Below are 25828 nucleotides of genomic sequence, written 5' to 3'. Positions count from 1 at the left end.
TGTTTTTGAGATACGGATCTTGAGAATGATTACCTTGAGAACGGAGCTATTGAGGCTCTGGTAAAAGCAAGGATGAATAAATTCGCAAGGAGGCTTGTGATGACCAAGGAAGAAAAACAAGAAGGCACGATGGACATGCAGGCGGCGATGGAACTGTATGCCAAACTGGCGACTCCGGGAGATCCACACAAGTTGCTGGCGAGCATGGAGGGGACCTGGAAAACCAAGAGCAAGTGCTGGATGGAACCGGGCAGGTCACCAATGGAATCGGAAGGGACCAGCGAACAGAAAATGCTCGTTGGCGGACGCTTTCTGCAGCAGGAATTTAAGGGCGATATGATGGGCACGCCGTTTACCGGCCTCGGTTTCACCGGATATGACAACCATACCAAAAAGTATGTGACCACCTGGATGGACTCGATGGGCACGGGCATCATGTTTTTTGAGGGAACTGCCGGCCGGGATGGCAAGACCATCACACAGGAGGCCCGTTACGACGACCCTGTGCGAGGCCCCATGATTTGGCGTGCCGTGACCAAGTACGTGGACGGCGATACCATGCTGTTTGAAATGTACGCCACGGCAAAAGGGGGTAAAGAAGAAAAAATGATGGAAATCACCTACACCAGGAAAAGTGACCGAGGGGCCGCTGCGCGGCCTGGTGAGGCAAAGAAATCAGTGCCTTGAATTCCATCGTCTATTCGGCCCTCCATTAGGGTTTCGTGCGGGGTATGCGGAAGGAATTCAATGAGAGGAAACTTCGCCAGGTAATCGCTCAGTGGCCGGCTGCCAGTTCCCCGAGTTTTTCCGACAGGAGCCGGTAGCTTGTGTGCAGGTTGCGCCGTGTTCTGATGAACTCCGGGCCGTTCGCCGCCAATCTTGTGCGCAGCTGCTGATCCTGGATCAATCGGGAGACGGCCTGCGCCAGAGACGTTCCCCCGTCATCCGTAACCAGCAGGCCGGTTTCATTGGCCAGCACCACCTGGGGCACACCCGCCGTATCGAGGGCTACGACCGGACAGGCGCACGCTTGGGCCTCCAGAAAAACCATCCCCAGAGATTCTCCAAGCCCCGGAAAAACGAACATATCCGCTGCCGAGTAGAATGCCGGCATCTCTTGACGTTCCACTCTTCCCGCAAAAATGACCCGGCCCGGCAGGAGCTTGTCCGCCATGGCACGGGCCTCGCCTTCCATGGGGCCGTCCCCGCAAAGCAGCAGCGCGAGCTCGTGTTGTTCCAGGTTGAGCACGGCCAGGGATGTGAAAAGATAGCGGATGCTGTCGAATTTGACATCGGCTCTCAGCATCGCCGCCGTCAAAAGAAGGGTCTTGTCGGATGGAATGCCATACCGTCTGCGCACTGCCAGTCCCGCAGGTTCATTACGTTCAAACTCTTCGGGGAAGATTCCCGGCGGAATATACGTTATTCGGTGGGCGGGCAGAGCGCGATGCAGCGCCTCGAGATCGTCCAGATTATTGGTATAGGCATGTCGACATGCCTTGAGGGCCAGTCGGTTGCAATAAAAGCCGAACCGGGTTTGCTTGCGCTTGCGCCTGCGCGTGCTGTACATGGGCTGGAACAAGACGTAGGGAATATGCAGCAGACGACTGATCCAGGGACCGAGCACATCGGGGGACTTGTAGTAGCTGTGGTAGGTGAGCCACAGGTGGGGGCGGAAGCGTATGCTGCGGCGATAGGCCGAGACAAAACTGGCGGCGGCTTGCAGCCGGCCCCGATGATTTTGCCAGAACCACCTGGATCGAAATTCGGCAATTTCTCGGCAATCGTGGCCGAGAGCATTCAAAGCCTGCCGGATGCCGCGTGCGATGGTCAAATCACCCGACGGCTGCGGATGACTGAGGGGCTTATTGGGACAATAGAAAGCGATCTTCATCGTTTGGCGAGGGCTCTGCGGAACAGTTCAAACAGTTGCGCCGTGCAGCGGCGGTTGTCGAATTCCCTCTCCACCTTGGCCCGCGCTCTCTCTCTTGGTTTATCATAGCTGTGGGAGTTGCCCAGCATATGCATGATTCCGTGGGCCAGGGCAGCCGGATCTTGCGGTTCCACCAGAATCCCGCTGAGGTTGTCTTCGACCAGTTCGGGAATGGCCGAAACCCTGGTGGCGATAACCGGCAACCCCACAGCCATCGCCTCGACGAGCACGTTGGGTATGCCGTCCCGGTCGCCGTTGGCGGCAACCTTGCATGCCAGGGCAAAACAGTGGGCGGAACGGTAGTGCTCGATGACTTTCTCGTGGGGGAGGGTTCCAAGCATCGTGACCCGGTGCTGAATTCCCAGTCGGCCAATGATCGTGTGGAATTCTTCGGTGAGTTCTCCACTTCCGATTTGCACCAGTTGAAAATCCAGGCCGGCATCGTCCAAAAGCTTCGCCGCCTTGAACAGATCGTCGTAGCCCTTCTTTTCCACGTGACGCCCGATGGAGAGAATTTTATAAGGCGGTGCAGGATCCGGACGATGATCGAAGGTGAAGAAGCCCAAATCGATGCCGTGATAAATGGTGTGGATGGGAGTCGAGGGATTCTGCGCCGCGCGTTTATGGCTCAGCCCGGCGAGATAGCGGGCGTTGTAGCGAGTGCAGGTGACTACGAACTGGGCGTTCTGTATCTTGCGTGTCAGTTGCTGAGGGTCCGAGGTGTAAATGTCCTTGGCGTGAGCCGTGAAGCTGAATGGCAATCCCGTCAGTTGTGCGGCGAACAGAGCAACCGAGGTGGGGGTGTGGCAGAAGTGGGCATGGATGTGACTCACCGGCCGATCCAGCAGGCGCTTTGCAGTGAGGTGCCCGGCCTGCAAAAAATGCCGCACGGTCGCAGTCGTTCGCCGCTGCCAGGCTCTGCGAAATGCCGCGCCAAGTTCTTTCAAGTAGCGAAAGCCCAGCTTTCGCGCCGCTGTCCAGTTGCTGCGCAGCAGGACCTGCCAGTGCGGCAGCACATATTCCGGCAGGTAAGTGACCGGCGCTTGGATCGCCTTTACCTTCTTGTGTGAAAAACTTTCTCGCGGCTGTTTGAGCGAATAGATTTCAATGGGTATTCCAAGCGATTCCAGGAGTAAAATTTCGGTGCTGATGAAGGTTTCGGAAATGCGCGGGTAACCTTTGAGGATCATCCCCAAAAGATGTTTGTTTGGCTTGTTCGCTACGGTCATAGTATGGAGGGTCTGGCGGGTTATTTTGCGTTCATGTGAAAATACCGGTCAAGGAGGTGTGCGGGTGTCTCGTTCCTGTTTTTCTTGTTCTCCAGAATGCGCTTGCGGATGATGTTCAGCGCCGTGAACGGAAAAGACTCCATTTTCCGCCGATAATAGGTTCCATTGTCCAACAGCAGCAGCAGTTTTTGCCGCAGTATCCGGGGATTCAGTTCACGCGGATCGATATAATCACAAAAACCTTGCGAACACAATACCTGCGCACGAATCAGTTGTTCTTCCCGAGGAACCGTTCGGGGGACGATCAAAAAGGGTTTTTTCTGGCTGATGATTTCACACACGGTATTGTAACCACCCATACTCACCACCACTTGGGAAGCTCCGATGAGACCCTCCACAAAGCGGTGGAACTTGAGGCAGATAAAGCCGAGGGCTTTGCATTTCCTGGCCACTTCGCGATAGTGCTTGCGTGACATGAAGGGGCCCGTAACTACGGCCACCCGCGTGTGCGCTGGAACACCCCCTTCCGCCGGGTCAAAAGCGGCCAGCACGGTATCCACGACCGGATGGCCGTCGCCGCCTCCGCCCGTGGTGACCAGTATGAGGCGATCGTCTTCTCTTATTCCCAAATCCTTTCGGGTTGCGCGGATTTCATCGGGAGACGGTACATGCCTTGGAATGTACCCGGTGAAATGAACTTTGGCGGCAACATGTGGAGGAATCCGATATTCGCTGATGGCGTCGTAGAACTCCCGCTGGCCGTAGACCCAGATTTCCCCGTAAAGTTGTGCCATGGCCTCGTATATGTCCTTGCCCGTCCAGTCTTCAATGGTCGATTCGGCGCTGTCCATGATGTCGCGCAACCCGAGAATCGACTGGCAGTGAGGGAACTCCTCCTTGAGCCACTGCAGGGTGTCCACCACTTCCCTCTTCAAACCCAAAGGAGCTTTGTCCACGATGAAATAGTCGGGCTTGAATGCCATGGCTGTTGCCAGGATAAGACTCTTTCTGATTTCCAGCACTTCGGTCGCTTCCAGGCGCATGGACTGGGGAAGGTATTGCTCATTGGTGACCTTGATCATGCCGGGGATGCGCACAAAATCCACGCGCTTGGCGATGTCAAAGCGGCCTACCAGATGAGAGCCGGTCAATATCAGAATGTTGGCGGGACTTTTCCTGAGACTGCGAGCGATTGCCAGGGTTCGTCGAATGTGCCCCAAACCATAGGTATCATGGGAATACATCAGGATTTTGTAGGGGACACTATCACTCACGATACTTCTTTCGGTTGGCTGGCAATCGTGCGGGCGGCGTCGTTCGCTTGATCCAGACCAAACTGGTCAACTCACCGACGTTACGCAATACGCCATCCTGGCAACAATGGGCAATCTGGATATGACCAAAACTCAGCATTAGCAAAATGCATAATAAAAACAATAAATGCTAATGGCAATAAAGATCTATGGAGTCAAAATCAAAAAAGCCGGTCCCGGACCACATATTTTTTGCTCGATACATGTCGTTTGTACGATCCACATTACTTTTTACATTGTGACACTGGAATGATATCTAGCGTTAAGTCGATTGATTTGCAATGAGTTTCTTACCCCCGACAGTGTATCGTTCAAGGAGGTTTTCTTCATGAGTTGTCAAGTGATTCACACGGAGCGGGCGCCTGCGGCCATTGGTCCGTATTCGCAGGCAGTCAAAGCGGGCGATTGGTTGTTTGTGAGCGGTCAGATTGGGCTGCATCCCGAAACGGGGGAGTTGGTGAGCAACGATCTAACCGGACAGGCCGGACAGGCACTGGAAAATCTAAGTCAAATAGTGACGGCTGCCGGCTGCCGACTGACCGATGTGGTCGCGGTCGATGTCTATTTGACGGAGATGGGCCAATTCGCCGCTTTCAATGAACTATACCAGCAGGTATTTTCGAACCATCGACCGGCGCGTGCCGTCGTGGAAGTGAGTGCATTGCCCAAGGGGGCGCTGATCGAAATAAAATGCATTGCCCATCTTCACTAGCCGGCGATAGTTGCTGCACCCCCCATGGATGATCGCCGGTTTAGGCTGCTTCTGGACTGGTTCGGCCTGTCCCGGGACGGCTACTACCGGGTCAGAAAAGGAGTCAAAAAGCGCATTGGCAGGCACATGCTGGAGTGCGGCTGCCGCAATGTCAGCACATACCTGATGCGGCTGACCCAGGATAGAACACTGAGAGAGCAGTGTCGGACTCTTTTGAACGTTTCCATAAGTCGTTTTTTTCGGGACCGCGCCCTCTGGCAATTGTTGCAGGAGGAGATTCTTCCTGAGCTCATAAATGCCGGGGTGGATCCGTTCAGGGTCTGGTCGGCGGGTTGTGCCAGAGGCGAAGAAATTTACAGTTTCAAGATGGTGTGGGATCTTCTTGGCCATGGTCGGGACTCGATGCCGCAACTGCAAGCCTGGGCCACCGACATGAACCAGGAATGCATTGATGCTGCGCGTAGGGGTGTCTACTCTGCAAGCAGTCTTAAGGAAGTGCCTGACGAGTTGAAGCAACGATATTTTGAACGCCTCCCCAAGAAGTCGCTGTTGGCAATTCGAGAGTCGGTTAAAGGGGGGATTTCGTGGAGGTGTCTCGATCTCGTGGCAGACGAGCCGCCGGCACAGGATTTTCACATGGTCTTTTTGCGCAACAATATTTTGACGTACTGTGGGGAAGTCTTACTTGACGCGGCATTGCCGAAAATATGGGAAGCCTCTGCGCAGGGCGGCTACCTTATCATCGGTTCAAAGGAGAAGTGGCCGCCGGAGGGGGGCCGCTTTATCCCCATGCGGGGCATCCCGGCCTTCTTATGAAGTAGCTGGTCATCCCCAGTTGCACCATTTCAGAGCATATCCAGGATGCGGTCCTTATAGGCAGGATTGAGGGACAAAATGGCTCTTGCCTCAGCGGGTGTGGCTATCTCCCGGCCAATTTCCCGCGCCATGCGCACCACCTTCTGCACCAGCAGAGGATTGCTGGCCGGGGAGCCGTCCGGCATAAACAAGTTGTCCTCCAGGCCGACGCGCACGTGCCCACCGAGCACGATGGCCGCAACCGCCAGAGGAATTTCCTGCCTGCCGATGCCCGCCACCGACCAGGTGGAACCCGCGGGGATACTCTCGGACAGGAACAACAGATTCTTGACGGAACCGGGCATGGCGCCGGGGGCGCCGAGAACGAAATCAAAATGCAGGGGCGGCTTGATGTAGCCTTTTTTCTGGAGATGCAGCGCATTATTGATCATGCCGGTTTCAAACACTTCGATCTCGGGTTTGACGCCGGTTTGCTGATAGACTTTGGCCAGATATTCGATGAATTGCGGTGAATTTTCGTAGACGATGCCGGGAAGGTTGTTGGATCCAGTGGTGAAGGAGGCCATTTCCGGTAGGAGCCGCACCGGGTTGACGCGATCTTCCCAGTCCATCCCCGCACGGCCGCCGGTGGAGAGCTGGATGATGACTTGCGGGGCAAGCTCCTTGATTTTGCGCACATTGGCCTTGAAGTTGGGGAGCCGCAAAGTCGGGCGCTGCTCCTCATCACGGGCATGAACATGAAACAAGGCCGCGCCTTCATCGGCGCAGCGCCTGACATCTGCGGCGATTTCCCCGGGCGTTACGGGTACGTTGGGATTCATCTTCTTGGTGGGTACGTTGCCAGTCAAGGCGACTGTGATGATGAGCTTGTCCATTCGCCATGTCCCTCTAGGTTCACCGGTACGGGTTGCCGTGACGCGGGTGTACTCGCGGCTCACTGCCGCACATCCTGTCACCCTGCCGCGCCTTCCATTGCTCGCTGCGCAGCCATTTTTCGCATCTTTTGAATGCTGATGGCAACGGCGTAGACGCCAATGCCGACGGGATACATGTAATACTTGTTGGCGGGGTCGATATGGAAAAGCCATGCGACTCCGCCCGGGTGGAACAGGGTGAACCATGCTGCCAGAAAAAACGGGATTTCATAAAGTTTATTCTTCACCAGGCACCACCCCTGGGCGAAGCACTCGAAGGCGGACATGCCGATCAGAGCCATGCCGAAGATCAGCAGGGCGTGAGACCAGCTGTTGATGCCGTGCAGAATCAACTCTGGATTGAATACGAACATGAAGGCGATGCAGGACGTTCTTATGTCATACAAAAAGCCTTGAATCCCGGTGGGAATCGGCTCCGACTCGGCAATGGCCGATGCGGCGTAGGCCGCCAGCCCTACCGGCGGGGTATCATCGGCCAGGATGCCGAAATAGAAGCAAAACAGATGAGCCGCCATGAGGGGCACCAGGTAACCGAATAGGCCTCCCACTTCCACAATGATGGGGGCGGTCAAAGACGCCATGACAATGTAGGTGGCAGTGGTCGGAAGCCCCATGCCGATGATCAGGCAGGCCATGGCGGTTATGAGCAGCAGCAGAAAGATGTTGCCGCGGGCGAGAATCTCCACTACATAGGCGATCATTCCGCCGATTCCCATATTCACCACGCCGACGATGATTCCCGCCGAAGCGCACGCCAGGGCCACAGACATCATGTTTTTGGAGCCCTGCACGAAGCCGTTGGCAATAATGCGAAATGCCTCTCCAATGCCGGAAAACAGCCCGGTTTTTCGTTGCATTGCATTGCGCACCTCCTGATAGAAGATCACTCCAAACAGGACCATGATGGCGCGAAACGCGGCCAACTCCGGTGAGTGCCTCAAATAGATCAGCTCCCACATGAGCATCGCCAGGGGGATCAGATAATGCACTCCGGTTTTGAGAGTTTCCCAAAAGTTCGGCAGGTCCTCGGAGGAAAGCCCCTCGATGCCGTGCTTGGATGCTTCCAGGTGCGCTATGCAAAACAGTCCGAAGTAGGACGCAAAAGCCGGGATGGCAGCGGCTTTGATCACCTCGACGTAAGGCACATTGACATACTCGGCGATAATAAAGGCGGCGGCGCCCATGATCGGCGGCATTAACTGACCGTCGGTGCTGGCGGCCACTTCGATGGCGGCGGCTTTTTTGGCCGGATAGCCCATCTTCTTCATCAGTGGAATGGTGAATGGGCCGGTGGTCACGATATTGGCGATGCTCGAGCCGGACACCAGTCCGGTGCCGCCGCTGGCAACGATGGCGGCTTTCGCTGCGCCCCCCTTGAAGCGTCCCAGAACGGCAAAAGCCAGGTTGGTTAAGAACCTTCCCGCACCGGCGCGATCCAACAGCGCCCCCAGCAGTACGAACAGGTAAACGATGGAGGCGGAGACCCCCAGCGGTATTCCATAAATCCCTTCGGTAGAAAGGGCGATGTTGCTGATATACTTGCTCAGGGAAACGCCCTTGAAGGCTATCAGCGAAGGCATATGGGGACCCAGAAAGGCGTAGGCGGTGAACAGCAGTGCGATTATCGACAGGGCGGGGCCGATGATCCTGCGGGTGGCTTCCAACAGGAGAACGACTAGAATGCCTCCACACACCAGGTCCAAAGTAGTCGGAGCTCCGGCTCGCATGGCGATCTCGGCATAGAACAGGGCGAGGTAGAGCGCCGTGAAGGTGCCCAGGATTGCGCAGGCATAGTCCATGAACGGAATGCGGTCGGTGATGCAAAGATAGCCCAGCCCCTTCCTGCGCTCCTTCTGACACGGCATCAGCAGATACAGAAGGGCCATAGCAAAGGCAAGATGAATCGCCCGCGTTTGCGTACTGTCGAGGACCAGAACACTTGGCAGGGCCAGTTGAAAAAGAGCCCAGCCAATGGCGATGACCGAAACCAGAAGTCTTTCATGCGGTCGGAGAGTGCGAACATCACCGGTTTCCTCCTTGAGCAGTTCCTCGGCAGATTTTAGCTTTCTCTGCAAGCCTAGTTTCTTCAGCATCTTTTATCCTAAGACTCTTTTTTACGGTAAAAAGCGACACTCACCGGGCAGTGACGCATCATCTTTTCAGCGACTCCGCCCACCAGTAGATGGGGATGGTCACTCCTGCCCTTGTGACCCATCACCACAAGATCGACCTCTTCTTCGTTGACCACTTTGATGAGCTCCTCGAACGGGTGCCCGACTCTAAAAATGACCTTGACGTTCTCTTCAGGAAAATCCGAATCGGCTATCATTTGCCGGAACATCTCGGTTCGTTCATCGATCATGCCCTGGACGTAATCTTTTGTATGGACGGCATACCCCATGGCTTCGATTTTGCCGACCGCCCGGACGTCTTTGATGTTGATGACATTGACTGCCACCAGCTGAGCGTGGAGTTGTGTGGCGAGCCTTGTGGCATAACGGAAAGTGACGGGGCAATAGTCGGAGAAACAGATGGCCACCAGAATCTTGTTCACTTCAGGCATGGCGAGGGGATCCTTCATGAGTTTGCGGCAAAATGACGGTTCTCAAACACGCCCCGGTGCACACCCAGAAGGCTGTCCCGATCCATTTTCCGTCGGGAAAGTTCCAGCTTCCCGGGCACCCATCGACTGGGCTGTCATCCTGAGACCGCCGGCAGCTGACCGGCGCGTGTGTGACGAGGGCAGTGTAGCTGAGCAGGAAGCCGACCGATAACGGGCATTTTGGCAACCCGCAAGGGTTGCCACGGAAGCACCCGATTCTCGGACAGACTTCCGGCCACTCTACTGTTTTGGTTTGAGCTCGTCAGCAATATGCTTGTCCAGTCCCGCTTCCTGGTAGTATTTGAAAGCGCCTGGATGAATTGGGGCCGACAGGCCTTCGAGCATGTTCTCTTTGGTCAGGACCGCATAAGCGGGATGCAGTTCCTTGAATTCGTCAAAGTTCTCGAAAACCTCCTTGGTGACGGCATAGACTACTTCGTCGGGCACCTTGGCGGAGGTGACAAAGGTGGCCTTCACGCCGAATGTCTCGACATCCTCCGTATTGGTGGCGCTGGGGTAGAGCTTAACGGGAATAGTGGCTTTGGCATAGTAGGGATGTTCTTCCAGGAGCTTTTCGACACCGGTTATCGGCACAAAATGGACCTTTCTGCGCCCGGCGGTGGCTTCCTGGATGGCGCCGCTGGGGTGCCCTACGGTATAGAAGAAAGCGTCGATGCGGCCGTCCTGCAACAGACCGGGGGCCTCAGCCGCCTTTACGCCGTGAGCCGTAAGGTCTTTTTCAAAGTCAATTCCGGCATTAGCGAGGGCATCGATGGAGTTCTGACGCTGGCCGGAACCGGGATTGCCGATGTTCACCTGTTTACCTTTGAGATCCTGCAGGGTATTGATGTCGGCGTCGTCGGCAGCCACCAGGGTGATGGATTCGGGATGGATGGCAAACACGGCACGCAGATCCTTCTGGGGTCCCAGCTCTTTCCATTCAGCCAGCCCGTTGACCGCCTCATACTGACGATCGGACTGGACGACTCCAAAATCCAGATCACCGGACATGACCGCATTGACGTTGAAGACCGATCCTCCGGTCGCTTCGACGGTGGCGCGAATACCATAAACGTCCCTCTTGTTGTTGACGATTCTGGCAATGGCGCCGCCGGTCGGGTAGTAAACGCCGGTGATGCCGCCTGTTCCGATGGTGACGAATTTGGTTTCAGCCTTCGCAGGAGTCGTGCCGACTCCTGAGGCCAAGACAAATCCAGCCACAAAAACCATGCTCAAAATAAAACCTCGCTTCATCTTCAACCTCCCTTTCTGTTCAGGTTCTTAGTTATTGTTGATGGTCGGTTGGCCGCAAACGGTTCCTTTCCTGTTCCCTCCTTTCTTCAGGTCGTGGTGTCAGGGTCATTGTCAGAGTTGTCAGAAAACCGTACGGGAGATAAGCATTATGCCAAAATTAATGGGGCGCTTATATTTTTCTAGCAAATTTTGGCAAAGGACGCAACCCATATGTTTTGGGTTGAGATAGTTTCGGTTCACACTTTTACCTTTCGATGGGGAAGATCTGATTTCGCTTGATCCACTAAAGTCCATCTGATATGAGTTGTGCCGTGAGTGCCCTGTGGGGAAGTCATGGGGGTTGAATTCGGTCCTGGCGCCGTATGAATGTGTAAGAGGCAAATGCTTGAAATTTTGGCTTAGGGGTTTGTCAGAAAAGGAGAAGAAAATGCGCATGAGGATTTTGGTGGGTATCGTCCTGGTCGTATCGTGCCTTTTTTGGGTCAACGTCAACCTCGGCTCTGCTGAGGAAAAGGTGATCATCAATGGGATTGACGCCAATTTTCCACCTTTTGCTTATGTCGATAAGAATGGCAACCCGGACGGATTTGACGTCAAGTCTGTGGACTGGATAGCCAAGGAAATGGGCTTCAAAGTGAAACATCAACCGATGGATTGGGACGGAATCATCCCAAGCCTCAACGCCAAGAAGATAGACATGATCGCTTCCGGGCTGAGCGTCACCGACGAGCGCAAAAAACAGGTGGCCTACACCATTCCCTATTGGGTGATCAAACAGGTTTTAGTGGTCAAGAACGATTCCGACCTGACCCCTGAGACCGCCCTCGCCAATGGCAACAAAATAGGCGTGCAGCGTGGTACGTCCGAAGCCAAATGGATGGAAGAAAACCTGATCAAGAAGGAAGGCAAGGATTTTGAACTGGTATACTATGATTCCGCTCCGCTTTCCGTGGAAGATGTGCTGAACGGCCGAATTGTCGCTGCCGCTATGGACGATGCTCCAGCGAATGATGCAGTGAGCAAGAAACCGGTAAAAATCATCGGCGGCTTTGGCATGCATGACGAGGAATTTGCTTATGCCGTGCGCCAGGATGATGCCGACCTGCTGAACACGTTGAATGAAGGCCTCAAAAAGCTTATGGCTTCTCCCGAATGGGAGGAACTGCAGAAACAATACGATCTGAAGCAATAGTTGATGTCGGCTTGTATTTTATTTCCGGAAGCATCGGTTTTCACTGATTGCTTCCGGTTTTTTGTTGTGACGCGCAACTCACCGGTTGTTTCCAGCCAAACGCAGCTGTTTGCAGAAGCTGTAATGAAAAGTTAAACCAATAATGACTGAAGGTTTCGTTGCGGTAATCAATGCCCTGCCTTATATGCTCAAGGGTTCGTTGGTGACCATTGGAGTGGTGTTCGGTGCCATGGGGCTGGGCCTTAGCCTGGGCGTGCCGCTGGCGGTGGGGCTGGTATACGGTCCGGGCTGGCTGCGTAAGATCATTGGCTTCTATGTCTGGTTCTTTCGCGGTGTTCCCCTTCTGGTGTTGCTTTTCCTGTTCTACTTTGGTCTTTTTTCTTGGATGGGCATCAATTTTTCTGCCTTTTCGGCAGGAACCATCGTATTGGGGTTGATCAGTGCAGCCTATCAATCACAAATTTTTCGAGGAGCGATGCTGTCGTTGCCGGAAGGGCAGCTGAAGGCTGCACGAGCACTCGGTATGAGCGATGTCAAGGCCATCTTATTCATTATTTTGCCCCAGGCTCTGCGCCTGTCCGTTCCGGGATGGTCCAATGAGTACTCCATTGTGTTGAAGGATTCAGCAGTCACGTATGCCCTCGGAGTAGCGGAGATCATGGCGCGCACTCATTTTGTGGCCTCCCGAACCTACCAGCACCTTCCCCTGTATATCGCAGCCGGGATGATGTATCTCTTAATGACTTACATCGGTGTCAAAGGGCTTCGAATACTCGAGAAAAATGTCAGAATACCGGGGTATTCCTATTAAAGTTGAAGGCTGCTGAAAATGCATGGGATCTTCAACCCAATCAACGTCAACGGACGTCAAGCGCAATCTTTGTAGTTTATGGAAAGCCGGTTGCGACCGGCAGTGGAATTATTTATGGCAAGAACTGACAACAATCCCGTACTGAAAGTGGAAAACGTCCGAAAGTCATTCGGTGACAAGGAAATTTTGAAGGGATTGTCCCTTTCCGTCAAAAAGGGGGAAGTCAAGGTCATCATCGGACCGTCTGGAGGAGGTAAGAGTACGCTGCTGCAATGCATCAACTTTCTCGTTGTGCCTGATGAGGGGGAAGTCTGGTTGGAGGGGCGGAAGATCAACTATGCCAAGAAACGGGAACTGTATGCCTACCGCCAGCAGGTGGGCATGATCTTTCAGGATTTCAACCTGTTCGACCATCTCACCGCACTGGAAAATGTTCAGATCGGCTTGGTGCGCGTCAAAAAGATGGACAAGGTGAGCGCACACGAAAGGGCGGCGGCGGAATTGCGCCGGGTGGGTCTGGCAGAGCATGCTGGGCATTACCCTGCCCAATTGTCCGGAGGCCAGAAGCAGAGAGTCTCCATCGCCCGTGCTCTGGCGATGGATCCCAAGGTGATGCTGTTGGATGAACCGACCTCGGCTCTCGATCCGGAATTGATCGGAGAAGTGCACGCGGTGATCAAGGATCTGGTGGCCAATGGCATGACGATGCTCATGGCCACCCATCAGATCGGCTTTGCCAGCGTCCTGGCCGATGAGATCATATTCATGGAGGATGGCTGCATCGTTGAACAGGGACCGCCGACTCAAATCCTTTTGAATGCTCAGTGCACTCGGACCAAAGAATTTTGTGCCAAGATAACGCACCTGTCGGCCGACAGCTGAGAGTACCGGCGGGGACGAACCATCGCGCCTATGGAAGAGCTTGTCTACATTCAGCATGAGGTATTGCCAAGCCTGTTTCAGGGATTGTGGATCAGCGTGTTGCTGATCATCCCGTCGGCCTCGCTGGGGCTTGTCATTGGTATTTTGATGGGGGCTGCACGGGTATTTGCCGGCCGCCCCGTGATGATGGCGGCCAATATCTATGTTGCACTGTTTCGCGGTATCCCCCTCGTTGTGCAATTGTTTATCTGGTATTTTGGGCTGCCCTACTTCGGAATTTACTTCTCACCCTTTCTGGCCTCCGTGGTGGCCTTTTCCCTGTGCAGCGGCGCCTATCACTCGGAGTACATCCGCGGTGCTCTGCTGTCCATAAAGAAAGGCCAGATGTTGGCCGCAGAGGCTCTGGGATTTGGCAGGTTGGAAATGTTACGTTCCATTGTTCTGCCACAGGCCCTTCGACGGGCTCTGCCAGGCTGCGGAAATGAGCTGATTTACCTCATAAAATATTCATCGCTGGCATACATGGTAACGTGCATCGAACTGACGGGTAAGGGAAAAATCCTGGCGTCTCACTCCTTCAAATATACCGAGATCTTTCTCATTGTCGGAGCTTTCTATCTGGTGCTGGTATCCTTGGCGGGGCTGCTGCTGCGACACATGGAAAATCGCCTCAGCCTTCCGGGATTTGAATTCCATAGGACATGATCCTTGACTGAATCCGAATCTTCTCCCTATGCGCCTCTTTCCCCGCCGGTCATTGCTGCCATTCGTCAAGCGGTGGGCGATGCGTGCGTCATCCAGGATCCGACCAAGCTGGAGGATTTTTCCAGAGATGCCATGGCGGGGATAGAAAAATTTCCTGAGCTCGTTGTTGAACCGACTACCGTGGAACAGGTAAGGGCCCTGCTGCAACTGGCCAATGTGCATCATTTCCCGGTCACTCCGAGGGGTTTGGGGACCGGCTTGGCCGGAGGAGCGGTCCCGGTTTTTGCGGGCGTGGTGCTGTCCATGGCCAAAATGAACCGCATCATCGAGATTGATAAGAATAATCTCATTGCAGTGGTGGAACCCGGTGTCATCAATGCCGACCTCAAAAGGGCCGCGCGCAGGCAGGGATTGTTTTATCCGCCGGACCCGGCCAGTATGGACACCTGTTCCATCGGGGGAAATGCCGCAACGAATGCGGGGGGCTCCAGTTGTGTCAAATATGGAACCACGCGCGATTACGTGCTTGGACTGGAGGCGGTGCTGCCCAATGGCGAGCTGATCAGAACCGGGGTCCAGACCCGCAAAGGGGTGGTCGGGTACGATCTCACCCATCTGCTGGTGGGCTCGGAGGGAACTCTGGCGGTCATCACCAAGCTGATCTTGAAATTACTCCCCCATCCGCCGGCTGTCAGCACGGTGGTGGCTTTGTTCCGCGATCTCACTTCAGCCATGTCCAGTGTTTCTGCTATTCTTGCCAACGGATGCATACCGTGTGCACTGGAATTTTTGGACCGCAACTGCCTTGATCTGGTCGGCGATTCCCTGCCCTTTGAAAGCGCGCGTTCGGCGGGGGCCTTTCTATTGGTGCAGGCCGATGGAGCAGCGACGGTAGTGGATGCGGAAGTGGAAAAAATGGGCGCCTACTGCCTGGACAACGGCGCCATCGATGTCATTTGGGCGCCCGATTCGTACAAGCGGGCACAGATGTGGGAAGTTCGCAAGCAGGTTTCCGTTACCATAGAGAACAGCTCCCCTGTGTACATTCCCGAGGACGTTGTCGTACCGATTGCCGGGATTGCGGACTTTGTCGACAATCTGCCCGATTTTGCAGAGCGCTATCAGGTGAAGATCTACGCCTTCGGTCATGCGGGAGACGGCAACATCCATCTCAACATTACGGCTCAGAGCCGGGCATCGATGTCGCAGGTAGAAGAGGGCATTTACGCCATATTGCAAAAAGTTGTGTCGATGGGCGGGACGATTTCGGGAGAACATGGCATCGGCCTTGCCAAGCGTCGCTTTCTGCATCTTGAATTAGCACCTGCCAACGTTTGCTTGCAGCGGAGCATCAAGCAGGTTTTTGACACGAATCAGATTCTCAATCCTGGGAAAATCTTTCAATAGATCGGGGACTATTTCCATGTCGGTGCGTTCTGCCCTGGTGGCTTCGGGTAAGATCTACCAAACCCGCGGAATCAGCCAGCGAGTAAAGCAAATCAGCATTTCAGCCATCAAGGAAATGCCCATCCTCGCCAGCCAGGTCGGCGATTGTGTTTCCCTCGGGCAGGGCATTCCCTCCTTTCCGACCCCGAATCACATTGTGGAGGCGGTGTGTCGAGTGATGCGCAACGATCCCGATTGCGGCAAGTACAGCTTGGGACCGGGTATGCCGCAACTGCGCCGGGCCGTTGCCGAACGTCTGAGCGGCCAGATCGGAAGAGCGGTCGATGGAGACACGCAAATCTGCATTACCGTGGGTGCCATGGAAGCTCTGCTGGCGAGCATCCTCACCGTTGTCGAACGAGGCGATGAAGTGATTTTGCCGTCGCCCAATTACGCATCTCACATCGAGCAGGTCCTTCTGGCTGAAGGTGTGCCGATCTTTGTGCCGCTGCAGCCCGGTGACTGGCAATTGGATCTGGAGGCCGTCCGCACGGCGATCACGCCCCGAAGCAAAGCGCTTATCCTGTGCAATCCACACAACCCGACGGGCGCCAACTTCAGCGCATCAGCACTGCGCGAACTCGCCGAACTAGCCATCGCACACGACCTCTTCATCATTTCTGATGAGACTTACGATTTTCTGGTCTACGACGACCAGCCGCATTTCAGTTTGACCGCATTGCCCGAGCTCCAGGATCGCATGATCGCAACCTTCAGCTTTTCCAAGAAATACGCCATGACGGGTTGGCGGGTCGGCTTTGTATACGCCTCTGAAGTGCTTCTGGACCACATCATGAAAATTCATGACGCCGCCGCCATTTGCGCCCCGACGCTGTCGCAGCATGCGGCCCTCGCGGCTCTGCAGGGCCCGCAAGGCTGTGTCGATGAAATCCGTTCGGCGTTGAGAGCGCGGCGCGATCTCACCTGCAGGCGGCTTGACCGGATGCAGCAGATGTTCTCGTACGTCAAGCCCCGGGGCGCCTACTACCTGATGGCCCGCTACCAGGCGCCAGGGGTGGACTCGATGGAGTTCGCCCTGCGCCTGTTGCGGGAAGCCCGTGTTACCACCATTCCCGGTGCTGCCTTTGGACCTGACGGCGAGAGTCACATCAGGCTTTCGTTCGGGGGCAGCGAAGAGGAAATCCACGAAGCCTTCGATCGCATTGAACGCTGGCTCTCCTCCGATCCGTTCCCTTAGTGCAGCTGTGAGCAAGTGACGTGCTATTTCTTCATGAATGCTATGGAAGGGAGGACTGTGCCCAGCGGAAGAGGTGCTGTCCCGCCCTCGAGGCCGCCCCCGCCGGTGCAGCTCACCCGCAGGCCCTGCGTGTCACCGCTCACCGCAAAGGCAGTCAAAAATAATTTAAAAACGAGCTGTTGTGAATTGAGGAGAGAGACCCCTCAGAATATACTTCTTTGATTCCTTGGAGTTTTCCCTTATTCCGCGACAACCACGAAGCTGTTTTGCTGGTTATCCCAAACAACAGAGTAACGGTGCGTCTCTCCAGGGGTAACGGAGGTTTCCAGCGGGGTGACGCTGTCCTTGACCATCCAGAAGGACGGCTGCAGCGACAATGTCATATCTCCGGCAGGACGCGCCCAAGTCAGTCTGCCACAATTGCCGAGCTTGCCGACTTCCTTGCCATTGTCCAAAACGGTGATCTGTCGCATGCCGCCTCGACGCGAATACTTTCTTTCCACGGAGATCACGGCTTGCTCACTGCTGGGCGCGTTGATGCCGACCCTGGGCACGGATTGCTTGGTACTGGTACACCCGACCAACAATAAAACCAATGCCGCCATCAGGCAGAGTAAGCTTCTGGTCATCGATCTGTCTCCTTTGAAACTGATGGGTTGCAGCAAACACCATAATTCACTAGGTCAGCGGCTTTGAAATTACCACACAATGGTTCCTTTTTGCCAAAAAAATTGAATTGCTTGCCATTGCGCCTGTTGATTAGTATGCAGGATATTGACTGGACCGATTGGCAGCCGGTCAGCACTAGGAGCGGATCACTAATGAATGGAGTCCAAAGATGAATAGACAACCAGCTGAAGAAACCATAAGAGCGGCTATCAGCCTGGCCGAGACCTGGCAGAATCGGGCAAATCAACTGCTCACCGCCGAGGAAAAAGACATTCAGGATCAGATGTTGCGCCTGCTCACCAATCCCATCGACAAGGTGATCATGGTGAGAATGATCGACCAGAGCTTTCGTTCCCATGATTCTCGCCGTATTGCCGATCAAATCAATTACCTGCTGACTAAACATGGAGTTCCGGATTTTTTTTCTTCGGGGGACCGGCTGCTCATGCGTTTATTCCTTGGAGTGGGCAGATATTTTCCGCATGTTTCGGTACCCAAAGTGATCGATAAGATGCGTGAAGACAGCAGTCGCTCGGTTATTCCCGGTGAAAAGGATGTGCTGTACGCGCACCTGGGCAAGAGGAGAATCGAAGGCGTTACAATGAACATCAACAACCTCGGCGAGGCGGTGCTGGGGGAAGAAGAATGCCTCGCCCGCCTGAATAAATATCTCGAGGATCTGAGGGACCCCGAGATCGAATACATTTCCATAAAGATCTCAACCATCTACTCTCAGATCCAATCGCTCGCCTTCGAGCATACTACCGGCATTCTCAAAGACCGCCTCTCGAGGCTTTTCAGGGCTGCCAGGGACCATTCTTTCAGCCGAATCGATGGGAGAGTGGTTCCCAAGTTCGTCAACCTGGATATGGAAGAATATCGCGATTTGGAAATCACTGTCAGTGTTTTCAGGCAGACGCTGGACCAGGAGGAGTTCAAGAATCATTCCGCCGGCATAGTGCTGCAGGCCTATTTGCCGGATTCCTACGATGTGCAGCGGGACCTCACCGCCTGGGCTCAGAAAAGAGTGGCCGAGGGCGGAAGCCCCATCAAGATCCGCATCGTCAAGGGCGCCAATATGGAAATGGAGCAGGTGGAGGCGGCACTGCACGGCTGGCCCCTGGCTCCTTACGACAACAAATTGGATGTGGACGCCAATTTCAAGCGCATGGTGGATTTTGCGATGGTGCCGGAGCGCATCCAGGCGGCCCATCTCGGTATAGGCTCGCACAACCTTTTCGAACTGGCCTACGCTTATCAGGTGGCCAGGGAAAACCGGGTGACCGACTATTTCTCCTTTGAAATGCTTGAGGGCATGGCCGATCACGTGCGTCGTGCCATACAGGAACTGGGTGAACAGGTTGTTCTGTACGCGCCGGTGGCTACCAAGGAGAATTTCATCAATGCCATCGGCTATCTCATCCGGCGCCTGGATGAAAATACTGCGGAGGAAAACTTCATGCGTTATCTGCCTAAGCTGAAAACGGATTCCAGGGCATGGAGCTTTCTCAAGGAGCAATTCATTGCTTCGTGCAAGCACAAGGACAGGGCGTCCAAAGCTCCCCACCGGATACAAAACAGATCGAACGAAACTTTTTCCGAGACCATGGGGACCTTCTATACGGGAGAATTTCGCAATGAGCCGGACACGGACTGGTCTCTGGCACCCAACAGAAAATGGGCCGAAGCGGTCAGGGCAAAATGGCGGAGGAGCGCATCGGACCAGCCTGAAGAAATTCCCGTGGTGGTTGCGGGAAAAGAAGTTCACGAGGGCAGAACAAAGCGTGAATGCTTGGATTCGTCACAATTGGATTCCAAGGTGTGCGTAGCCCGTTACTGCATGGCGGATGAGGAAGACGTCAGCCGGGCCGTGGCAACGGCCAAAGCCGATCCCGACGGGTGGAGGAATAGGAGTCAGGCCGAGCGGCACGAGATTCTCGCGCAGGTGGCGATGGAGCTGCGGCATGCCCGTGGAGACCTCATCGGTGCCGCCGTTGCCAATACCGGCAAGGTATTCACGGAAGCAGACGGTGAAGTGTCAGAGGCCATAGATTTTGCCGAGTACTACCCTTTCTCGGCCAAATATTTCTCGGATTTGCAACATATCCAATGCCGGGGCCGGGGAGTGGGACTGGTCATCTCTCCCTGGAATTTTCCCATAGCCATTCCCTGCGGCGGCATCCTTGCCTCTTTGGCCGCCGGCAACACGGTGATCTTCAAGCCCGCGTCGGCCGCAGTGCTGGTTGCCTGGTATCTATGTCGGTGTTTCTGGAGAGCGGGGGTGTCGCGAAATGTATTGCAGTTCCTGCCCTGTTCGGGTGGCGACATTGGAACAAAGCTCACCAATCATCCGGATGTGGACTTCATCATTCTGACCGGCGGAACGGATACCGGACTCGAGATTCTGAAACATAGACCGGATGCTTTTCTGGCAGCGGAAACCGGCGGGAAAAATGCTACCATTGTGACCGCCATGTCCGACCGGGATCAGGCGATTAAAAACGTCATTCATTCCGCCTTCTCAAACTGCGGGCAAAAATGCTCGGCAACATCCCTGCTGATACTGGAGAAGGAAGTCTACGAGGACGAAAACTTTAAGCGACAGCTAGTGGACGCAGCCAGAAGTTATGCTGTGGGATCGGCCTGGGATTTTGCCAACAAGATGGGGCCCCTCATCAATCCTCCCAGGGGAGATCTGGAAAAGGCTTTGACCAGGCTTGAGCCCGGGGAATCGTGGGTTTTGCAGCCCGAGAATCTCAAGGACAACCCTTATTTGTGGACGCCCGGCATCAAGTGGGGAGTGCAGCCCGGATCCTACACTCATCTGACCGAATTTTTCGGGCCTGTTCTGGGGGTTATGCGAGCCAGGGATCTGGATCACGCCATCGAACTGGTCAACCAAACGGGCTTCGGTCTGACGTCGGGACTGGAAAGTCTCGATACGCGTGAGCAGGAGCGTTGGAAGGCGGGTATCAAAGCAGGGAATCTCTATATCAACCGCGGCACAACGGGGGCCATTGTACTGCGCCAGCCCTTCGGCGGAATGGGAAAATCGGCCCTGGGAGCCGGTATCAAAGTGGGCGGTCCCAATTATGTGACCCAATTCATGAACTTTGAGGAGGAGGATTACCCGGTGGTCGGAGCCATCAAGCAAGATCACGCGCTGCTGCGTGTGGCCTGCGATTGGCAACGGAAACTCGACTGGGGGCAGCTGAAGGAATTTGCCGAAGACTTGCAGAAAACCATCCGCGCGGTGAAGAGTTATCTTTACTGCTTTGGACAGGAATTTTCCCAGGAAAAGGACTACTTCCATTTGCGCGGCCAGGACAACATTCTGCGCTACCTGCCCATCGGCAAAGTGGTGGTGAGAGTTCATGAGGACGATTCATTATTCGAAGTGCTGGCGAGGATTGCTGCGGTCAGGATTGCAGGGTGCGATCTGGCGATCAGCATCCCGCCGGGCTTAAACAATTCCATAAGGGCATTCCTGGTTGGCAGCGAGGGGAGAAAGTTTCTCGATCATACGCCGCTCGATGGTCAGAGTGATGAGGAGCTTGTTGCATTGCTGCCTAAAATTCAACGCATTCGATATGCAGCGCCGGATCGGGTGCCTCAGAGGATCTATCAGGCGGCTGCGGAAAGCGGGTTCTATATTTCCCGCACCCGGGTCATGATGGAGGGGCGTATTGAACTGCTGCAGTATTTTCAGGAGCAGAGCATTTGTGACAATTATCATCGCTATGGCAACCTGGGAGAACGCGCATTGATCTGAGGTGAATGGACTCGAAGACGTTCACCGGGCTGAAAGACGGCACTCACCAGGGGCTTTCAATTTTGACAGAATCAAGGGAGTGCGCCCGCTGATCAGCAGTGTGGTGGGCGCAGCCTCCCCGTGCCGAGGAACGCCCGGTTGCCCGGATCCGGCAACGGGCGCTGCCTGCGGCCACGAGTCTTTGCCTGCTCCTCATCCGGTTCAGCCCGCTTTTGCCGGACATTGAACTGCTAGATGATCTTTGTTGGCGGGTCCTGCCTGGCCATCAACTCGATGTCGCGCGGGTTGCACAGTTGACTCGGCAGTTGGGCCACCCTGCCGCAGGCAATGCAAACGAAATTGATTTTTTGCAGTTTGGGTTTACAAATGTGTCTAGGGTCTGTTGAGGCTTGGCCACAATGTTCGCATACAAAAGCCTCTTCCAGTTCGGCCGGGTCACAGAGATGCCCCGCTTCGCCCGCCGGCTTGCCACAATTCTTGCAAATATGCAGATGTTTTTGCGCCATGTTGTCCTCCCACTCGTTTGAGGTGATTCGCATTCGTAGGGAATGCATTAACAACAACTGTGCCAATCTTGCATATCATGATTCTATAGCTTCCAAGATAATGTTTCTGGTGTAGGTTGAGCTGCGTCACGCGTTTCGTGTGACGAACCCCAGTGCCTCGTTTGCCGGGTTTGGTACTTCAACCCAGCCTACCTGGAAGCCAAAATCATTTTCATCAACAGTATGGCTCGGAAAAGGTATGAGCCATACTGGGGGAGGGTGGGGCAGCGGAGCAATCGAGACACCAGCGGTCTGCTTTCACTCAGGTCCGTGGTGAGAGACCATCAGAGATCACATCCCTTGGAGATTATCCCAAGATCGATCGTGTTTAAACAAGATATGTCGGCCTGCACTGCGGTATTCTCGAGAATTCCTGAAGCTCCGCCGCCTTGACGGTGTCTTTCCGGAGTGACGGCGCAGGAAAAATTTCGGGATGGTTCTTTGGGTATGTGTCTCATGATGTATTTTGAGACACTCCTGTTTCTGATACATGAGAGGTTCATGCCGATGGCTTCTTCCTGGTCAATGCAGACGCGAGCGCAGGCTCTGCACCCAAGGCCCGGCAAGCCGATGTCATTCCAGCAGTTGGTAAACGGGTATTGGTTGATCCGATGCTGGGCCGCCCCCTGGTGGTTTCTCGTGCTTGAAGAAATGAAAAGATTTGCTATCCTGATCGTCCATGTACTTTCTTTCTGGCAAGGGATAATGGATTTCAGGGAATAAGGAAACATTCGCGATGAGGTGAAACATTATGGCAGCAAGGGAACAATCCAAGGGCGTCTGTTTTTTTTGCCGGCGTGAACTGGCGAAGGGCGGCTTGACGCGGCATCTGAAAACATGTCCGAAACGGCAGGAAGCAATCGGCAAGGCGGGGCAGAAAAAGGGGCAGCCCCAGACCATCTATCATCTGCAGGTGCAGGATTTATGGAACGGCGATTATTGGCTGCACCTGGAAATGAACGGCAAGGCGAGGCTGCAGGAACTCGACCACTACCTGCGGGAGATTTGGCTGGAATGCTGTGGCCACATGAGTGTGTTCCAGACGGGGTCCGGCGGTTGGGGCGGAAGCGAGATTGCCATGTCCAGACGGGCTGAGCAGACGTTCGAGCCGGGCATGGTGCTCACCCACATATACGATTTCGGGACTTCTTCGGAAACGCAGGTGAAGGTGTCGGATGTCCGATCCGGGAAACCGTTGAGCAAACATCCCATTTTCCTCATGGCACGTAACAGGCCGCTGGAATTCAAATGCATGCAGTGCGGCAAATCTGCTGCCTGGCTGTGTCTGGAATGCGTCTATGAACATGATGAGGATGGCAGCCTGTGCGATGAGCATGCCAAAGATCATCCGCACCATGACTATGGAGAGCCGATCCCCCTGGTCAATTCACCGCGCCTTGGAATGTGCGGCTATACCGGCCCGGCTGAGCCACCCTACTGATTCGGGCCATGATTGTGTCGTACCACCCTGTTCTCGCAGGGGATGTCAATCGGATTTGTGCCGGCAGAGATCCCAATGAAGAGGATCTTGCTTTGATGCGACAGGCGTCGGCCATATTGCTGCCTCAGGGTTGTACCGAAACCCTGTGGAACGCCGCCCGCCAATGTTGTTCCCGCATCTTTCCGGATTACCGATGCCGGTTCCTGTATAAGGGTAAGTTAGGGGACATTCGCCTTTTTCAAAACTATCGTCTGCCTCATCCGCGTTCCTGGCTGTTTCCAACAGTTGACTCGTGCCCGCCGCAATTTTGGGATAATGCGACCTATCCTCTGGTGGTCAAACACAACGAAGGGGGTGAAGGCTCCCACGTATTTTTGCTGAACAATCGGGAGAGCGTCGCACCCATCCTGCGAATGTTTGCCGGGATGGAGAAAAACGGATTCTCCGGTTTTTTGGCGCAGGAGCGGATTCCAACGAACGGTCGAGATCTGCGGGTGGTCATCATGGGTGACACGATATACAGTTATTGGCGTGTCCAAGGGGCTGAGGAGAGCTTTTACCACAATCTGAGCAAAGGAGCGGTCCTGGATATGGTGAGCGACCCGCATTTACAGGCTGTGGGCAGACACTGGGCGAGGCATCTCAGTTGTGTGAGCGGAATCAATCTGGCGGGGCTCGATTTTCTGTTTCCTGTGAATGAGGGGCACGTGACGGGCCATCCGCTGTTCCTCGAGATCAATTATTATTTTGGCAGGAAGGGACTGGGCGGATCGAAAAATTTCTACCGCCTGTTGGAGGAGGCTTCTCAGGCGTGGTTGAAGCGGGTCGGCTGTGTTGGCCCATGATGCTGCCAGATTTCTGTGATAGTCCGGTGTGATGGCTTTCTACCCCCTTTAGTGCCATCCCTGTGTACGCTAAAACGGTCGGAAAAGCCGCACTGCCTGATTGCGAGCAAGCGCCCGCCCCTGCCCGGGTTTTCTGCGCTCGCGGGCTAACCGCCGCCCACGGGAGGAAACAGTGCCACGCGCTCGTTCCCGTACAGCACCGTTTCCCAGTTCGCCGCACGGCCGTCGATCATGATCAGCTTGATGTCGGCCACGGGTAATTTCAGCTGTTCGGCCAGATCGCGCACCGTCATCCCCGCACGGATCGGCACAGTCAAGCCGTTTGCATGATCATAGTCGGGAAAGTATTTTCTTAAGGTCGCCGCCAGCAGTACCTGTAATGCCATCCAAGAGCCCTTTGTAGTCGCCTCTAGTTGGAATGGGCGTGACGGTAAACGCGTTTGACGTGTACATTGGATACCAGCGCGGTGTAATCCTTGCCCTGTTCCAGATCGACCCGAATACTGTGCTGGTCAATTTCCATATAGCGTGCAAGAACCGCCAGAATGTCGTTCTTCAGGGATTCCATGACATCCGGTGCCAGATCCATGCGATCATGCATCAGTACTACCTGCATTCTTCTTCGGGCCTCTTGACTGCTCGGTTTCTCTCCAAAAAATCTGCGGATTGCCTTCAGCATTTGCTAATCCTCCTGTTCAGCTCCAGATGAACCGCTTCATTTTGCCAAGAAAGCCGTTCCCACTCTCATCCTCAAATGGCACTTCTTCACCGTTGAGACGAGCTGCTATCTGGGTGAAGGCGCGCCCAGCCCGGCTGCCGCGCTGATGCACCAGGGGCACTCCCCGGTTGGTGGAAATGACGACTTCCTCACTTTCCGGCACCACCCCCAACAGGGGCACTGCCAGAAGAGAAAGGATGTCCGCCGTGGACATCATGTCGCCTTTCTTGACCATGCGGTGATTCAAGCGATTGATGATGAGGTGAATGTCTCTGAGGAGACTCGCTTCGAGCAACCCAATGACTCGATCTGCGTCGCGTATGGCGGAAACTTCGGGAGTAGTCACGACAATCGCCGTTTGCGCTCCCGCCACAGCATTCTTAAAACCCTGCTCGATGCCTGCCGGGCAATCGATGATGATATAGTCGAATTCCTCGGCGAGCTCCGCACACAGAGTCTTCATTTGTTCCGGTTGAACCGAGTTCTTTTCCCGGGTCTGGGCAGCCGGGATCATACACAAATTGCTCAGTTTGCGGTCGCGAATCATGGCCTGTGCGGTGCGGCAGTGTCCTTCGATGACATCCACCAGGTTGTAGACAATGCGGTTTTCGAGGCCCATCACCACATCCAGATTGCGCAGACCGATGTCGGCATCGAGCATGCAGACAGAGTACTTCTTCTTGGCCAACATGGTGCCGATATTAGCCACGGTCGTGGTTTTCCCGACGCCCCCCTTGCCTGATGTTACCACAATCGTTTTTCCAGCCATGTGTCATCCATCCCTGTAGGTGCCAATGCCATTGCCCCATC

At 54.7% G+C, this 25828-nt stretch carries 24 protein-coding genes; 12 read left to right on the top strand and 12 right to left on the bottom strand.

From position 1 onward, the window contains the following. The first annotated feature begins 99 nt into the window (after positions 1-99). Positions 100-687, top strand: a complete 588-nt coding sequence (locus K1V27_RS19985; RefSeq protein WP_258931833.1) for a DUF1579 domain-containing protein — start codon at positions 100-102, stop codon at positions 685-687. An 88-nt stretch (positions 688-775) separates the two neighbouring features. Here K1V27_RS19985 and K1V27_RS19980 read toward each other — a convergent pair whose 3' ends face one another. Genes K1V27_RS19980 through K1V27_RS19970 form a run of 3 tightly spaced genes read right to left on the bottom strand, consistent with a single transcriptional unit; the run spans position 776 to position 4436 of the window. Continuing rightward, positions 776-1894, bottom strand: coding sequence for a glycosyltransferase family 4 protein (locus K1V27_RS19980; RefSeq protein ID WP_258931832.1), 1119 nt, complete (start codon positions 1892-1894; stop codon positions 776-778). Then, a complete protein-coding gene (locus K1V27_RS19975; protein WP_258931831.1) occupies positions 1891-3123 on the bottom strand; it encodes a glycosyltransferase in 1233 nt (410 codons plus the stop codon). The genes K1V27_RS19980 and K1V27_RS19975 overlap by 4 nt, the downstream gene beginning before the upstream one ends. Before the next feature lie 59 nt (positions 3124-3182). Continuing rightward, the gene (locus K1V27_RS19970) at positions 3183-4436 is read right to left on the bottom strand and encodes a glycosyltransferase family protein (protein WP_258931830.1); all 1254 of its coding nucleotides are present in this window, start codon (positions 4434-4436) and stop codon (positions 3183-3185) included. 367 nt (positions 4437-4803) lie between these two features. Here K1V27_RS19970 and K1V27_RS19965 point away from each other — a divergent pair, with 367 nt between their 5' ends. Next, positions 4804-5187 (top strand): RidA family protein, encoded by a 384-nt coding sequence (locus K1V27_RS19965; RefSeq protein WP_258931829.1) that lies wholly within the window; start codon positions 4804-4806, stop codon positions 5185-5187. Between the two features lie 24 nt (positions 5188-5211). Beyond that, entirely contained in the window at positions 5212-6003 is a 792-nt protein-coding gene (locus K1V27_RS19960) for a CheR family methyltransferase (RefSeq protein ID WP_258931828.1), read from the top strand. 29 nt (positions 6004-6032) lie between these two features. Here K1V27_RS19960 and K1V27_RS19955 read toward each other — a convergent pair whose 3' ends face one another. From K1V27_RS19955 to K1V27_RS19940, 4 genes are all read right to left on the bottom strand, one after another. Then, on the bottom strand, positions 6033-6878 hold the full coding sequence (locus tag K1V27_RS19955) for a beta-keto acid cleavage family enzyme (RefSeq protein WP_258931825.1): 846 nt from the start codon (positions 6876-6878) through the stop codon (positions 6033-6035). 77 nt (positions 6879-6955) lie between these two features. Beyond that, positions 6956-9031 (bottom strand): TRAP transporter permease, encoded by a 2076-nt coding sequence (locus K1V27_RS19950; RefSeq protein WP_258931824.1) that lies wholly within the window; start codon positions 9029-9031, stop codon positions 6956-6958. A gap of 8 nt (positions 9032-9039) precedes the next feature. Then, positions 9040-9501, bottom strand: a complete 462-nt coding sequence (locus tag K1V27_RS19945) for a universal stress protein (protein ID WP_258931823.1) — start codon at positions 9499-9501, stop codon at positions 9040-9042. A gap of 279 nt (positions 9502-9780) precedes the next feature. Beyond that, entirely contained in the window at positions 9781-10794 is a 1014-nt protein-coding gene (locus K1V27_RS19940) for a TAXI family TRAP transporter solute-binding subunit (protein ID WP_258931822.1), read from the bottom strand. A 433-nt stretch (positions 10795-11227) separates the two neighbouring features. Between K1V27_RS19940 and K1V27_RS19935 the strand changes: the two genes are divergently transcribed. The 6 genes from K1V27_RS19935 (at position 11228) to K1V27_RS19910 (ending at position 17028) form a co-directional block, all read left to right on the top strand. Continuing rightward, a complete protein-coding gene (locus K1V27_RS19935; protein ID WP_435051686.1) occupies positions 11228-11986 on the top strand; it encodes an ABC transporter substrate-binding protein in 759 nt (252 codons plus the stop codon). A 142-nt stretch (positions 11987-12128) separates the two neighbouring features. After that, positions 12129-12797 carry an amino acid ABC transporter permease gene (locus K1V27_RS19930; RefSeq protein WP_258931820.1) on the top strand — a complete coding sequence of 223 codons (669 nt, stop codon included), beginning with the start codon at positions 12129-12131 and terminating at the stop codon, positions 12795-12797. A 114-nt stretch (positions 12798-12911) separates the two neighbouring features. Further along, on the top strand, positions 12912-13679 hold the full coding sequence (locus tag K1V27_RS19925) for an amino acid ABC transporter ATP-binding protein (protein WP_258931819.1): 768 nt from the start codon (positions 12912-12914) through the stop codon (positions 13677-13679). Between the two features lie 30 nt (positions 13680-13709). Next, a complete protein-coding gene (locus tag K1V27_RS19920) occupies positions 13710-14384 on the top strand; it encodes an amino acid ABC transporter permease (RefSeq protein ID WP_258931818.1) in 675 nt (224 codons plus the stop codon). A 3-nt stretch (positions 14385-14387) separates the two neighbouring features. After that, positions 14388-15791 (top strand): FAD-binding oxidoreductase, encoded by a 1404-nt coding sequence (locus K1V27_RS19915; RefSeq protein ID WP_258931817.1) that lies wholly within the window; start codon positions 14388-14390, stop codon positions 15789-15791. 16 nt (positions 15792-15807) lie between these two features. Further along, a complete protein-coding gene (locus K1V27_RS19910; RefSeq protein WP_258931816.1) occupies positions 15808-17028 on the top strand; it encodes a pyridoxal phosphate-dependent aminotransferase in 1221 nt (406 codons plus the stop codon). Between the two features lie 239 nt (positions 17029-17267). Here K1V27_RS19910 and K1V27_RS19905 read toward each other — a convergent pair whose 3' ends face one another. After that, entirely contained in the window at positions 17268-17657 is a 390-nt protein-coding gene (locus K1V27_RS19905; RefSeq protein ID WP_258931815.1) for a hypothetical protein, read from the bottom strand. Positions 17658-17866: 209 nt separating this feature from the next. On the opposite strand from K1V27_RS19905, the gene K1V27_RS19900 reads away from it, so the two are divergent. Beyond that, positions 17867-21469: a bifunctional proline dehydrogenase/L-glutamate gamma-semialdehyde dehydrogenase gene (locus K1V27_RS19900; RefSeq protein ID WP_258931814.1), complete on the top strand. Its 3603-nt coding sequence runs from the start codon at positions 17867-17869 to the stop codon at positions 21467-21469. Between the two features lie 230 nt (positions 21470-21699). On the opposite strand, the gene K1V27_RS19895 is transcribed toward K1V27_RS19900, so the two are convergent. Then, a complete protein-coding gene (locus K1V27_RS19895; protein ID WP_258931813.1) occupies positions 21700-21975 on the bottom strand; it encodes a hypothetical protein in 276 nt (91 codons plus the stop codon). A gap of 790 nt (positions 21976-22765) precedes the next feature. On the opposite strand from K1V27_RS19895, the gene K1V27_RS19890 reads away from it, so the two are divergent. After that, positions 22766-23455 (top strand): hypothetical protein, encoded by a 690-nt coding sequence (locus K1V27_RS19890; RefSeq protein ID WP_258931812.1) that lies wholly within the window; start codon positions 22766-22768, stop codon positions 23453-23455. An 8-nt stretch (positions 23456-23463) separates the two neighbouring features. Continuing rightward, on the top strand, positions 23464-24300 hold the full coding sequence (locus K1V27_RS19885; RefSeq protein WP_258931809.1) for an ATP-grasp domain-containing protein: 837 nt from the start codon (positions 23464-23466) through the stop codon (positions 24298-24300). A 146-nt stretch (positions 24301-24446) separates the two neighbouring features. Here the strand turns inward: K1V27_RS19885 and K1V27_RS19880 are convergent, their stop codons facing one another. The 3 genes from K1V27_RS19880 to minD are packed head-to-tail and all read right to left on the bottom strand — an operon-like array spanning position 24447 to position 25787. Further along, positions 24447-24686 (bottom strand): MoaD/ThiS family protein, encoded by a 240-nt coding sequence (locus K1V27_RS19880; RefSeq protein WP_258931808.1) that lies wholly within the window; start codon positions 24684-24686, stop codon positions 24447-24449. A gap of 23 nt (positions 24687-24709) precedes the next feature. Continuing rightward, positions 24710-24979, bottom strand: a complete 270-nt coding sequence (gene minE, locus K1V27_RS19875) for a cell division topological specificity factor MinE (RefSeq protein ID WP_258931806.1) — start codon at positions 24977-24979, stop codon at positions 24710-24712. Between the two features lie 16 nt (positions 24980-24995). Beyond that, positions 24996-25787, bottom strand: a complete 792-nt coding sequence (minD, locus tag K1V27_RS19870; RefSeq protein WP_258931805.1) for a septum site-determining protein MinD — start codon at positions 25785-25787, stop codon at positions 24996-24998. Between the last annotated feature and the right edge of the window lie 41 nt (positions 25788-25828).

The organism is Desulfoferrobacter suflitae, assembly GCF_022603395.1.
GTDB classification, from domain to species: domain Bacteria; phylum Desulfobacterota; class Syntrophobacteria; order Syntrophobacterales; family Syntrophobacteraceae; genus Desulfoferrobacter; species Desulfoferrobacter suflitae.
Note: the sequence above shows the minus strand (reverse complement) of the source record. Positions and strands in the feature narration are given on the sequence as shown.